We start from the raw sequence: 12,527 nt of genomic DNA on the forward strand, positions 1-12,527 counted from the left end.
TCAGGCGCGGCGCGCGCCCGGCGCCCAGCCGATGGTGCGCACATAGCTGCCGATGAAGCCGCGCGCTTCCAGCTCGTCGGCGGAGAGGCCGGATTCCGGCGTGGAATAAGGCGACACGTAGAGCGCCTCGGTGGGGCAATACACCTCGCACAGGAAACAGGTATGGCAGTCGGCCTGGCGGCCTATCGCCGGCAGGTCGCCGGGCACGGCCTCGAAAACTTCGTTCGGGCAGACCTGCACGCACTTGTCGCAGCGGATGCAGCGATCATCAAGTATCAGTTCGATCATCGGCGGGAGAGAACGGCGCCGCGCTGGAAGCCGCCGGGATGGCCCTTCGACAGACGCGGTTTCCCGAGCGGTCAGCCAGAACCATGCCATCCCGCAGAATCAAGGAGTTGGCCTCATCCCAGCTACCGAGGTGATGAGTACGCAGCAGTTTCGCGCCGCGGCTGCTCCGGATTCAGCAGCTGGCCGACAGGGCCACGGCACCCGCCCTTGCAGCGCGCTTTCCCCGCCCTTTCACCGGCTACTCCATAAGCAACACTTCCATGCTTGGAACTGCTGCCGAAGCAGCAGCACCGCATGCCGCAGCGAACCGGTGTGCGCCACATCCGGGGTGGAGCACAGAACACAAGCCACTGATTCAAATAAGCAATTCAAGCGCCATCTGCTGCAGAAACACGCCCTGGCAGGCTTTATGCGTTTTGTCCCGGACTTTCCGCCCGCAGCGGAGAGACGACAAGGCCCCGCCCCTCCAACCGAACTGTTCGCAAGAACGATGGGAGCAAGTAGATGGCAAACAGCAACATCGTGGATTTCCCCGCGCCCTCCGCGCAGGAGAGTTTCGACATCAACCTGGTGGCCGACGTACTCATCATCGGCGGCGGTCCGGCCGGTGCCTGGGCCGGCCTTGCCGCCGCCCGCGCCGGCGCCCGCGTGGTCGTGGCCGAAAAGGGCTACCTCGGCACCTCGGGCGCGCAGGCGGCGGCCGGCACCGGCGCCTACTACATCAAGCCGGACGATCCGCAGCACCGCGAAGGCATGGTCAATTCCCGCCTGCCCATCGCCTTCGGCTTCGCCGAAACCGAGTGGATCGCCAAGGTGTATGACCAGAGCTTCATCAACCAGGATCTGATGTCGCGCTGGGGCTATGCCTTCCCCCGCACCCAGGACGGCAAGCAGGAGCGCTGGGGCGGCCTGCGCGCCGGCGACGCGGTGCTGTTCCTGCGCAAGCAGCTGGAGCAGCACGGGGTGACCATCCTCGACCACAGCCCGGCGCTGGAACTGCTGCTGGCCGACGGCGCCGCCGCCGGCGCCACCGGCTGGAACCGCCGCACCGGCAAGCGCTGGCAGGTGCGCGCCGGCGCGGTGGTGCTGGCCACCGGCGGCACCGCCTTCCGCTCCGGCATCGCCGGCGGCAACAACAACACCGGCGACGGCTACCTGCTGGCGGTGGAGGCCGGCGCCCAGCTCTCCGGCATGGAGTTCAGCGGCCAGTACGGCATCGTGCCCAAGGGCAGCGCCTGCTCCAAGACAGCGGTATATGGCTCGGCCACCCTCACCGACGCCCACGGCCAGGTGGTGAGCCGCGGCAAGGGCACCACCATCGCCGAGATCCAGACCGGCCACCTCTACTGCAAGCTGGACAAGTACGACGACATCGGCCGCCAGCGCATCCAGGCCGGCCAGCCGATGACCTTCCAGTACTTCAAGCGCCACCTGCACATCGACCCCTTCACCCAGGAATACGAGGTGGAGCACATCCTGGAAGGCACCATACGCGCCTCCGGCGGCATCGAAGTGGGCGACGGCGCCACCACCACCGTGCCCGGCCTGTTCGCCGCCGGCGACACCACCTCGCGGGAAAAGCTGGTGGGCGCCAACCAGTCCGGCGCCGGCCCGGCCACCGCCTGGGCGCTGGCTTCCGGCTCCTGGGCCGGCCATTCGGCCACGCTGTTCGCGCGCAAGTACGGCGCCGACGCCGCCACCCGCAAGGTGAGCTACGCCGGCACCGCCGGGCTGCGGCCGAGCGAGCAGGCCCGCGCCGATCTGGATGTGAACGCGCTGATCGCCGGCGTGCAGGAGGAAGTGCTGCCGGTGGCCAAGTTCTACCGCCGTGACGGCAAGGTGATGAGCGCCGCGCTGGAGAAGCTGGACGGCCTGTGGCGGGATGCCCGCGGCAGCCTGGCCGGCAACGGCGGCCTGCGGGGCGCCGACTACGCCCGCTCGGTGGTGCGCGCCCGCGAGGCGGCCGCGCTGATCGCCGCCGCGCGCTGGATCTTCGCCAGCGCGCTGGAGCGCAAGGAGAGCCGCGGCCTGCAGCGCCGCGCCGACTACCCGGTGATCGACGAGAAGCAGTACAGCCACGTCATCGCCGGCGGGCTGGACCAGGTGTGGGTAAAGCGCAAGCCCGTCTCCAGCAACGCCCACCTGCATGCGAGGGCCTCATGATCGAGTACGTGTTCGAGGACCGCTGCACCGGCTGCGGCAAATGCGAGGAGCTCTGCCCCACCGGCACCTTCGACCTGCGCGCCGACGGCGTGCCGGTGATCGCCCGCCAGGCGGAATGCCACACCTGCTACCTGTGCGAGGCCCACTGCCCCGCCGACGCGCTCTACGTCGGCCCGCTGCGCACGCCGCAGCCCACCAGCCGGGAGGAAATCCTGGCGCTGGACGTGCTCGGCAACTTCCGCCGCGCGCTGGGCTTCGATCGCCATGAACCCGGCAGCTACTGTTACGCCGGCAACGAGGACAGCCGCTACGCCCCCGAGGGCAGCCGGACGCAGCAGAACCCCAACAGTCCGGATGCGGCCATCTACGCCAGCCTCGCCATCGCCCGCGAACGCGGCCTGATCGAGGTGCACCAGCGCCCGCCGATCACGAACGAGATCGTTCCGTGAGGCAGCGCCCGGCGGCACGGGCGGCGATGCCCTGAGCCTCCGCGCCGGCTGCGGCCGGCGCTCTCCCAAAACCCCAGACGGCACGTCCGGGCCTGCCCTCGGCGGCAGGCCCAGGACCTCTGCTGCCCGTGTTTCCGCATGTTCTTCCCAAAACACAAAAGCCCGCACGCATAAAACCCGCTCCCCACCCCCGACAAGGATTTTCACCACCATGGCAGACCGACAGCCCCCCGGCCTCCCCCACCCCCTGCTGAAGGAACTCACCCGCCACGTCGCCGCCGCCCTGCTCGGCGGCACGGTGGCCGGCGCCGCGCTGGCGCAGCAAGGCGCCCAGGCGCCCTCGGCCGCCGCCGGCGGCGAAGCCACCACGGTGGTCCAGGCTGCACCCACCACCTCATCCACCAACCCGCCGGCGGCCAGCGACGCCGACAGCGAGCAGGCGCTCGATACCGTCGTCATCCGCGCCCGCAACCGCGAAGAACGCCTGCAAGATGTGCCGATCCCGGTCTCGGTCGTCACCGGCCGCGAGTTGGAGCGCGACCATGCGGTGAACATCACCGACTTCGCCCGCCGCACCACCAACGTCCAGGCGGCGGAGCTCAACTCCCGCCGCTCCAGCGTCTCCATCCGCGGCGTGGGCAAGAACGTCAATGGCGAGGAATACGAGGCGGCGGTCGGCGTCATCATCGACAACGTCTTCCAGCCCTATGTCGGCGCCTCATGGACCAACTTCGCCGACCTGGAAAACATCGAAGTCGCCCGCGGCCCGCAAGGCACCCTGCTGGGCAAGAACACCACCCTGGGCGTACTCAACATCAGCACCCGCAAACCCAGCTTCACCCCCAGCAACACGGTGGAACTCACCGTCGGCGAGCGCGACCTCCGCCGCATCCAGGGCACGCTCACCGGCCCCATCGTGGATGAGGTGCTCGCCTACCGCTTCTCCTTCTTCGACGAAAAGGGCGAAGGCAGCATCAAGAACAGCAACCAGAACGACTCCACCTGGTACGACCGCGACCGCTCCGGCGCGCGGCTGCAGTTCCTGCTGCTGCCCAGCGCCGACGTCTCGGCGCGCATCATCCTTCACCACAGCCAGGCGCGGGAGAACATCAACATGAGCCCGCCAGTGGAAGACCCCGCCACCTACCTGGACGGCAGCGCCCGCGCCATCAGCTTCAGCTCCCGCCTGGGCCGCGACTGGTTCGGCAACTACAGCCCGCTGCTGGATAAATTCAAGGTGGATGCCAACTACGTGACGCCATCCAAGGACGACCAGAACGGCATCTCCGCCGAGGTGAACTGGGAGCTGGCCAGGCACACCCTCACCTCCATCACCGCCTACAAGGACAACGAGTTCGTCGCCGACAACGACTTCGACACCACCCGCTTCGACATCCGCCGCGGCGGCGGCGCCCGCACCGACCAGCAGCAGTTCTCCCAGGAAGTGCGGCTGAGCTCCCACCCCGGCGAAGTCATCGACTACCAGGTCGGCCTCTACGCCCTGTACAACGCCTTCGACCTCTCCTCCCACACCCCCTATGGCTCGGACGCCGGCGCCTTCTACGCCAGCAACGCCCAGTACAGCACACTGAACACCAGCGCCGCCGGCCGCGAACTGCTGGGCGCCTCGCTCAACAACGTCTACACCATCCAGAAGAAGAAACCGGAAACCACCAGCCTCGCCGCCTTCGGCCAGCTCAACTGGCACTTCACCGAAAAGGCGACGCTCACCGCCGGCCTGCGCCAGACCTGGGAATACAAGAAGAACACCTGGGAATTCGTCGAACTCGGCCAAGGCGCCGACCTGGACGCCCTGGGCGCCTCCAACAGCGCCACCGCCGCGCAGATCGCCGCCGCCAAGGCCATACGCGCCGCGCAGACCGGCGCCAGCGCCAAGTACGGCGCCGAGCGCTCCATCGACGACCGCAGCACCGCCACCTCGCTGCTGCTCAGCCCCAGCTACAAGCTGAACGAGGACACCCTGCTCTACGCCTCCTTCGCCCGTGGCGTGAAATCCGGCGCGGTGAGCTGGAACACCTCCGACGGCAGCCCCAACGTCACCGAACCGGAAACCGCGCTGGACCTGGAACTGGGCGCCAAGCTCGCGCTGCTCAACCGCAAGCTCATCCTGAACGTGAACCTCTACGCCACCGACATCAGGGACTTCCAGACCGAGCAGATCGTGCCCGATGCCAACACCACCACCGGCACCCGCAACATCATCGGCAACGCCAAGAAGGTGACCCTGCGCGGGCTGGAGGTGGATGGCGCCTGGTCCGCCACCAACACCCTCACCATCCGCTTCGGCGGTGCCATCAACCACGCCCGCTACGACAGCTACAAGGACGCCCCTTGCCCCGGCGACCTTACCGCCAGCCCGCCGGCCCAGTGCGACTACTCCGGCCGCACCCTGCCCGGCGCGCCCAAGTACTCCTTCAACCTCGGCGCCGACTACCGCAAACCGCTGGGCAACGGCCTGGTCTTCGACGCCCACATCCACGACAACTACGCCTCCCGCCACAACGTCGCCCTCAACCTGTCCGACTACGGCGAGGAAGACGCCCGCCACCTCACCGACGTCGGCCTCGGCATAGGCGCCGCCTCCGGCGCCTGGCACCTCGGCCTGTACGCCAAGAACGTGTTCGACGTGGAATACGCGGTGGACGCCAGCACCTTCTCCGGCAACTCGGCGGTGACCAAGCGCTGGGGCGACAGACGCCAGGTGGGAGCGACTTTCAGGGTCAGTTTCTGATCGGGATGTTCACGTAATAACGGCCCCGCGAGCTTCGCTCGCAGAGCCGTTCTCATCTTTGGCAATGCCCGTCACAAGCGCTATCACCGCGCTTCCGGATTCCGAGCCCCCTCACTAAGCCTTTTAGCAGGCTCGATCCTAAACCCCATCACACCAACCACCCATCCCGCAGCAACCAGGACCTTTGCAGCCTTTCTGTTGAGCAGCAACAGACCGAGCGTGTTGATGAAAGGGCAAAGCATCAACAAAAGCAGTCCAATCAGGGCAAATCGGTTCATTCCCAGGAGCCGCCCCATTCGGAAAAAAAGTACAAATGGAAAGGCACCGCGGCCAGGAGAAGGTAATAGCTCGAACACAGCCCAACAAAGCCGAGAAGCACCGTGCACACAGAAAACTTGTAAGTCCGGGCAAGCCTCTCCACATTCATAGCCAAGACCTCAGCAATAGAGTCAAGCCAAGAAACGGCCTTTTATACATTCCCTTTACTCCACCTTCTCTACTTTCAAAATCATGACCACCACCGGGTTTGAAGAACTCAATTTAGAGCCAAACACCCTGACGCTACCCACATCGCCCCCTTATTTCTCCCCATACCTTTCTCATCCTGAAGTAGCGGAGGGCCAAAACTAGCAAAGACAAAAACCATGCGAAGCCAGCCACACTCTCAGGCATCTCGTCTTCAGAAACTGATTCGACAACACCAGCAGAAGCAGCGCCGCAAAGAACACGTACAGAAAACAAGGCCTGCAAACAACCTCGATTTCATTTTCATTTTCATTTCTTTAAAAGAAAAATCATAGCCACTCAAAAAAATCAAATCCGATAATATTAGATCCATTTCAATAAATTAAGAAGACACCTCAAAGTCATACAAGAAGCCCTCTACTTTTCAACCTCAGCACATAGAAAACGACTGTACACATGACAATCATGCCAACAAGAATTGACATGATCACTCCTTTCCAACCCAGCGCCTCTACCGCGTACCCAGCAATCCATCCACTTGTTACCTGAACGGCTGCATTCAGGATTCCAAGCACAAGCACCCCTATAAAAAGTGGAGCGGCTATTTTTCGCATCATAAAAAGAGAAACTGCCGCAGAGAGAGCCAGCAGGGAACTAAAAGAGAAATAGATGATTTGCCAAAGGCTGAGTGACCTGTAGTAGTCACGCCCCCATTGAGCATCGGGATCGCCCGAAAGGAAGGCGTATGCAATACCTATGAGTGAGCCGACCGCCGTCCACGCGATATACGCACAGATTAGCCACACTCCCAATGGACGATTTTTCATTACGTTTCCTCTTCAAAATTCATGCGCTGAGCTTGGCTACAGACAGCCCGACAGCAATTGGAGGCCGTCAGGCTGCCTGAAAGCTAATCTGCGGAGTGAACCGACGAAAGAAATCTGAGCCTCTCAGTGTTCCAGACGCCATCGCGGGCGGCAGACTCAAGCATCCCAAGGGTGATGAGCAGCTTCGGCTTTCTCTTTTTCCATCGGGGAAGAATCCAGAGACTCTCCGGCTCGAAGTAATTCGATGAATCATAGTCCCCCCTATCTACGCCGAACTCCTCTGCATATCTCTCCATGAAGGCGAACGCATCGTCTCCGGTAAGGCCGAGGTCGGAGACGAGATCAGTAGTCCTCTCAAGCGACTTCGAGCCAGTAAGAGATGAAACTCCCACTGTGGGAATTTCCTCAATCAGCGTTAGTAATCGGGGCCAAATGGCGTCTTCTGTATTCACCACAACCTGTCTTCCTGACGGACTCGTGCGTTGTACAGGGATATGGATTTCCGCATTATCTGCAGCACATCGTAAGCCAGAACAGCCCATCCAACACCGGGAACCAGACGACCGACAAATGCACCCAGGCTTCTGGTGAAGGTGATTCTCAGCGTGGTCAGCGTCGCCCCCGTAAGCGTAGGCAAGGCAAACGGAAGTCTCTGTTTGATGAGACGCCGGGAAACGACCGACGCGACTGAGGTTCCCTTTGTTGCTCCAGCAAACTTCCCTCGTGTCGGAAGGAATGGCTGCCCGGAAAGAACAGCAATCGCTGCAACCACATCCTCACCGCCCAGTTGTTCTAATGTCTGATCTACGGCAATCCAGAGGAATAACTCTTCACGGCTGAGGCCAGCAAGGTCGTTATAGGTATATAGATTCAGCATAATTCCCTGAGAAGATAGCTAAAACCTTGATGAGGCACGTCTGCGAACCCGGCTCAAGCACTATTTCAATCATCTGCGGGGGTGGACTATATGTTTTATATATATCCAATATCAATAACCCCATCTCCATTCATCTATTTCCCCGACAGGCGCCTCCAAAACCGAAAGCGTCGAAGCGGACAGCACGCTTGAACTGATTAAGCACTACCCCCTTCCGCCAACCTCTGACTGCATCTGCTGCTGCAACAGCAGCAGCCACGTTGCCTCTGCTGCCCGCCACGCAGCACCCATCCTTCTCCTGCTTCACAAAAACAATCACTTACCGCAGGCACAGGACTTGCCCCTGCGCTCGGCAGAAGCGCGTGCCGGTCAGCCTGCTGGCCGGGCACGGACGCGACTCACCCGGCACCGGCATCCCCGCTCCACCTGCCCGCCTCCCCCATTCCAACACCCTCATCTCCCCACAGGACAACCATGAGCCTCCAACGCCATCTGCATTCCTCGCCGCGCGGCGAGCTGCCTTATCTGCGTGCCGTCGCCAGCGGCAATCCGCCTTCAAGCCCGCTGGTGGTACTGCTGCACGGCGCGCGCGACCGTGGCCGTGATCCGGAGAAGCTGCTTGCCCATGGTCTGGGGCGGCATGTTTCCCAGGCGGCGGAGCGGCCTTACCACTTTCTTGCCTTGCAGATTCCGGAGGAGACCGCCTGGGCGGACTGGGAGGACGAATTGCTGGCGCGGCTGGATGCGGTGATCGCCGAGGCCAATGTGGACAAGCAGCGCATCGTGCTGGCCGGCTTCAGTGCCGGGTCGGCGGCGGTGTGGCACTTCGCCAGCCGTCATCCGGAGCGCTTCGCGGCGCTGGTGGTGGTGGCGGGCCGGCTGCCGGAGACGGTGATCGACGATGGCCTGGCTGCGCTGAAGCGCACGCCGGTGTGGGTCTTCCACGGCGGCCGGGATGAGCGGGTGCCGGAGAGCCAGTTCCGCGCCGATCTCGCCCGCCTGCAGGCGCTAGGGCTGCCGGTGCGCGTCACCTTCTACCCGGATGCGGATCACTTCATCTCGGATGCCGCCTACAGCGATCCGGCGCTGCAGCGCTGGCTGGCCAGCGTGCCGCGGCGCACGCCGGGCGCGGCGCGGCTGGCCCATGGCGACGCCGATCCGCTGTTCGTGAACCGCTGGTCGCCGCGCGCCCTCAGTGGCGAGGCGATAGACGACGCCACCCTGTTCCGCCTGCTGGAAGCCGCGCGCTGGGCGCCCTCGGCCAGCAATTCCCAGCCCTGGCGCTTCATCTATGTGAAGAACGGTTCGCCGCAATGGGCCGAGCTCTCGACGCTGCTCTCCGACAGCAACCGCCTGTGGGCGCCCAAGGTGTCGGCGCTGGTGCTGCTGCTCTCCCGCACCACCTTCGTCCGGCCGGGCGAGAGCGATCCCAGCCCGGCGCGCAACCACAGCTTCGATGCCGGCGCCGCCTGGGCCCACTTCGCGCTGCAGGCCAACCTGGCCGGCTGGCATACCCGCGCCATCGCCGGCTTCGACAAGGAAGCCGCGCGCTCCCTGTTCGAGGTGCCGGAGGACTACAAGCTGGAGATCCTGATCGCTGTCGGCCAGCTAGGCGACGAGGCCGAATTGCCGCCGCAGCTGCGCGAGCGCGAAACCCTCACCCCGCGCCGGCCGCTGGCCGACCTGGTGGCCGAAGGCCGCTTCTTCTTCCCCAACGATGCCGCCCCCGGCACGCCCGTCGGCGCCAGCCGCGGCCAGACCGCCGCCGCCGCGGGCACGCTGGTCGGCACCACCGGCTGAGCGCAGTGCAAGGATGCGACGGCCTGCGAGACGCCGTCGCATCGGGCAATACGATCGCGCCCAAGGCCATGCCACTCCAAGACCGCCCCCTCAAGGCCGTCCTCCCCTCAAGGCGTACTCCCTTCAAAGCCGCGGCACACCCAGCAAGGACACTCGATGAGCAGCCTCACCCAGCCCCCACCGCCCGCCGCCCAGCCCATTCCGCTGCGCCCTCACTTCAACCTGCAGGCCGCCGGCCTTGTCGCGGAGGGCGAGCGCGGCCAGCGGCCCGGCTCCGCCAGCGCCCGGGCCGAGGGGCAAGGCAGCTTCATCCTCGAGCTCGATGGCGTCGGCAAGACCTTCCAGGTGGATGGCCAGCCGCTGGAGGTGCTGCGCGGCATCGACCTGCAGGTGAAGCCGGCGGAGTTCGTCTGCCTGGTGGGCGCTTCCGGCTGCGGCAAATCCACCATCCTGCGGCTCATCGTCGGCCTGGACTCGCCCTCGGCCGGCCGGTTGGCGGTGGCCGGCAAGCCGGTGGATGGGCCGGGGCGGGACCGCGGCATCGTGTTCCAGGAGCACCGCCTCTTCCCCTGGCTGACGGTGGAGCAGAACGTGCTGCTGGGGCTGGATGCCATCGCCCTGCCGGAGGCGGAAAAGAAGCGCGCGGTGGCGGAGCACATCCGCCTGGTGGGGCTGAGCGGCTTCGAGAAGGCTTTCCCCAGCCAGCTCTCCGGCGGCATGTCGCAGCGCGCGGCCATCGCCCGCGGGCTGGTGGCGCGGCCGCAGATATTGCTGCTGGACGAGCCGCTGGGCGCGCTGGATGCCCTCACCCGCACCTACCTGCAGGAAGAGCTGCTGCGCATCTGGGAGCAGAACCGCATCACCACCATCATGGTGACGCACGACGTGGAAGAGGCGGTCTACCTCTCCGACCGGGTGGTGGTGCTGGACCCGCGGCCGGGCCGCATCCGCACGGTGATCGACGTGGATCTGCCGCGCCCGCGCGCCCGCGGCAGCGCTGCCTTCGCCGCGGTGAAGGACGCGGTGCTGAGCGAACTCCGCCACTGAGGCGCCAACGCGCCCCCGGCAGGGCTGTTGCTAGCGCAGCAGCCCTGCTCCCCCGCCTGACTCCCCACCATCACCCAGGCACGTCCAGCCTTCCGCCCCAACCAGCGCAAAACCCTTTTCCGACAAGCGCTTGCACCTCCCGCCCCGCGCCGGCGCCCGACTGGCACGAAGCCTGCTGAAAGACAGGTGGGCGCAGATGCCCACCGGTGGCATTTCCACCGCCATCGCAGAACACGCAGGAAACCCCATGAGTTACGCCCTCCGCCAGCGCGACCCGCGCCGCCACCTCACCGGCATCGCCTTCGTCGTCCTCTTCCACCTCGTCCTCGCCTATGCCCTGCTCAACGGCCTCGCCCGCGAAGTCGTCAAGGTGTTCAAGGACCCGCTGGACGTGCGCCTGATCGAGGAGATCAAGCCACCGCCTCCGCCCCCTCCGCCGCCGCCCGAGCCGGTGAAGAAGATCCTCGCCCAGCCCAGCCCGGTGCCGCCCCCGCCCGCCTATGTGCCGCCGCCGGAAGTGCCGGTGCAGCCCCAGCCCGCGCCCACCATCGCGGTGGTGCAGGCCGAGCCGCCCCCGCCGGCTCCGCCCGCGCCGCCGGCGCCAGTCGCCCCGCCCGAGCCGGTGGCCGCCGCCATCGGCGTCACCTGCCCCAACCACCTCGGCATCCGCAGCTCGGTGCCCTACCCGCCCCAGGCCCTGCGCCTGAACAAAAGCGGCGAGGTACTGGTGGAGTTTGTGGTTGAGACCTCCGGGGCCATCACCGGCGTGCGCATCGCGAAGTCTTCCGATCCGGTGTTCAACAAGGTCGTCACCGATGCGGTCGGCCGCTTCCAGTGCGTCGGCCAGGGGCGGCCGGTGCGGGTGACCGTGCCCTTCCAGTTCGCCCTGGACAACTGAATGGCGGCCGGCGCGAGCCGGCTTCCTTTCCCCGATTCCTTCGCCTTCCTTTTTTGTCCTTTCCCCCGCTTCCTGCTTCCCCGGAGAACCCCCATGTCTGCTTCCCCCACCCTGCGGCGCCTGCGCCGCTTCCTCGCCGCCGCCCTGGCGCTGGCGACCTTCTCGTTCTCTTCCGCGCCGGCGGTGTACGCCCAGGCGGCAGCGTCCGCTCCTGCCGAGGCCGCCGCGCCGGCACCGCTCGCGCCCACGCCCGCCGGCGAGACCGTCACCAACCCCTACGGCCTGGATGCGCTGTGGGCGCAGGGCGATGCGGTGGCCAAGGGCACGCTGGTGATCCTGGTGATCATGTCCGCCGCCAGCTGGTATGTGATCGTCACCAAGCTCTACGAGCAGCAGAAGCTGCGCCGCCATGCGCGCGAGGCCAAGGCCAAGTTCTGGACCGCCGGCGGCGTGCAGCAGGCCACCCAGGCGCTCAACCCCGATGGCGCCTTCCACTTCATCGCCCAGTCCGGCCTGGAGGCGAAGGAGCACCATACCGGTCTGCTGGAGCACATCGACCTGAACACCTGGGTGGGCCAGTCCATCCAGCGCGCCATCGACAATGTGCAGGCCCGCCTGCAGGACGGCCTGGCGCTGCTGGCCACCGTCGGTTCCACCGCGCCCTTCATCGGTCTGTTCGGCACGGTGTGGGGGATCTACCACGCCCTCACCGCCATCGGCATCGCCGGCCAGGCCTCCATCGACAAGGTGGCCGGCCCGGTGGGCGAGGCGCTGATCATGACCGCCATCGGCCTCGCCGTCGCGGTGCCGGCGGTGCTGGGCTACAACTGGCTGGTCCGCCGCAACAAGGCATCGCTGGACGAGGTGCGCGCCTTCGGCGTGGATCTGCACGCGGTGCTGCTGGGCGGGGGCAATGCCCGCACGGCGGCAGCCAAGGTGGTCGCGGTGGCGCGGGGCTGAT

11 protein-coding genes are annotated in these 12,527 nt (G+C 65.7%); 7 read left to right on the plus strand and 4 right to left on the minus strand.

The window, feature by feature from the left end:
* On the minus strand, nt 1-288 hold the full coding sequence (locus tag C7389_RS01040; protein WP_133587488.1) for a 4Fe-4S binding protein: 288 nt from the start codon (nt 286-288) through the stop codon (nt 1-3).
* A gap of 504 nt (nt 289-792) precedes the next feature.
* Here C7389_RS01040 and C7389_RS01045 point away from each other — a divergent pair.
* From C7389_RS01045 to C7389_RS24770, 3 genes are all read left to right on the plus strand, one after another.
* Nucleotides 793-2,451: an FAD-dependent oxidoreductase gene (locus C7389_RS01045; protein ID WP_133587491.1), complete on the plus strand. Its 1,659-nt coding sequence runs from the start codon at nt 793-795 to the stop codon at nt 2,449-2,451.
* Nucleotides 2,448-2,900 carry a 4Fe-4S dicluster domain-containing protein gene (locus tag C7389_RS01050; RefSeq protein WP_133587493.1) on the plus strand — a complete coding sequence of 151 codons (453 nt, stop codon included), beginning with the start codon at nt 2,448-2,450 and terminating at the stop codon, nt 2,898-2,900. Before C7389_RS01045 ends, C7389_RS01050 begins: the two co-directional genes overlap by 4 nt.
* Before the next feature lie 211 nt (nt 2,901-3,111).
* Entirely contained in the window at nt 3,112-5,652 is a 2,541-nt protein-coding gene (locus tag C7389_RS24770; protein ID WP_162851628.1) for a TonB-dependent receptor, read from the plus strand.
* Between the two features lie 866 nt (nt 5,653-6,518).
* Here C7389_RS24770 and C7389_RS01060 read toward each other — a convergent pair.
* The 3 genes from C7389_RS01060 to C7389_RS01070 form a co-directional block, all read right to left on the minus strand.
* Entirely contained in the window at nt 6,519-6,944 is a 426-nt protein-coding gene (locus C7389_RS01060) for a hypothetical protein (RefSeq protein ID WP_133587495.1), read from the minus strand.
* Nucleotides 6,945-7,027: 83 nt separating this feature from the next.
* Entirely contained in the window at nt 7,028-7,396 is a 369-nt protein-coding gene (locus C7389_RS01065; RefSeq protein WP_211168606.1) for a DUF1493 family protein, read from the minus strand.
* Entirely contained in the window at nt 7,393-7,821 is a 429-nt protein-coding gene (locus tag C7389_RS01070; protein ID WP_133587499.1) for an STM2901 family protein, read from the minus strand. Before C7389_RS01070 ends, C7389_RS01065 begins: the two co-directional genes overlap by 4 nt.
* 474 nt (nt 7,822-8,295) lie before the next feature.
* Here C7389_RS01070 and C7389_RS01075 point away from each other — a divergent pair, with 474 nt between their 5' ends.
* The 4 genes from C7389_RS01075 (at nt 8,296) to C7389_RS01090 (ending at nt 12,526) form a co-directional block, all read left to right on the plus strand.
* Entirely contained in the window at nt 8,296-9,621 is a 1,326-nt protein-coding gene (locus tag C7389_RS01075; RefSeq protein ID WP_133587501.1) for a nitroreductase family protein, read from the plus strand.
* Between the two features lie 156 nt (nt 9,622-9,777).
* The gene (locus tag C7389_RS01080) at nt 9,778-10,668 is read left to right on the plus strand and encodes an ABC transporter ATP-binding protein (RefSeq protein ID WP_246034587.1); all 891 of its coding nucleotides are present in this window, start codon (nt 9,778-9,780) and stop codon (nt 10,666-10,668) included.
* A gap of 247 nt (nt 10,669-10,915) precedes the next feature.
* Nucleotides 10,916-11,566 carry an energy transducer TonB gene (locus C7389_RS25650; RefSeq protein WP_133587503.1) on the plus strand — a complete coding sequence of 217 codons (651 nt, stop codon included), beginning with the start codon at nt 10,916-10,918 and terminating at the stop codon, nt 11,564-11,566.
* 93 nt (nt 11,567-11,659) lie between these two features.
* Complete coding sequence (locus C7389_RS01090; RefSeq protein ID WP_133587505.1) at nt 11,660-12,526, plus strand: MotA/TolQ/ExbB proton channel family protein; 867 nt, start codon at nt 11,660-11,662, stop codon at nt 12,524-12,526.
* The last annotated feature ends 1 nt before the right edge of the window (nt 12,527 follow it).

The organism is Azoarcus indigens (assembly GCF_004361735.1).
GTDB classification, from domain to species: Bacteria; Pseudomonadota; Gammaproteobacteria; order Burkholderiales; family Rhodocyclaceae; genus Azoarcus; species Azoarcus indigens.

Coding starts and splice junctions, on each gene's coding strand:
- C7389_RS01045 (WP_133587491.1), top strand. CDS start 793: ATGGCAAACAGCAACATCGTGGATTTCCCCGCGCCCTCCGCGCAGGAG.
- C7389_RS01070 (WP_133587499.1), bottom strand. CDS start 7,821: ATGCTGAATCTATATACCTATAACGACCTTGCTGGCCTCAGCCGTGAA.
- C7389_RS01050 (WP_133587493.1), top strand. CDS start 2,448: ATGATCGAGTACGTGTTCGAGGACCGCTGCACCGGCTGCGGCAAATGC.
- C7389_RS01080 (WP_246034587.1), top strand. CDS start 9,778: ATGAGCAGCCTCACCCAGCCCCCACCGCCCGCCGCCCAGCCCATTCCG.
- C7389_RS01060 (WP_133587495.1), bottom strand. CDS start 6,944: ATGAAAAATCGTCCATTGGGAGTGTGGCTAATCTGTGCGTATATCGCG.
- C7389_RS01040 (WP_133587488.1), bottom strand. CDS start 288: ATGATCGAACTGATACTTGATGATCGCTGCATCCGCTGCGACAAGTGC.
- C7389_RS24770 (WP_162851628.1), top strand. CDS start 3,112: ATGGCAGACCGACAGCCCCCCGGCCTCCCCCACCCCCTGCTGAAGGAA.
- C7389_RS01075 (WP_133587501.1), top strand. CDS start 8,296: ATGAGCCTCCAACGCCATCTGCATTCCTCGCCGCGCGGCGAGCTGCCT.
- C7389_RS01090 (WP_133587505.1), top strand. CDS start 11,660: ATGTCTGCTTCCCCCACCCTGCGGCGCCTGCGCCGCTTCCTCGCCGCC.
- C7389_RS25650 (WP_133587503.1), top strand. CDS start 10,916: ATGAGTTACGCCCTCCGCCAGCGCGACCCGCGCCGCCACCTCACCGGC.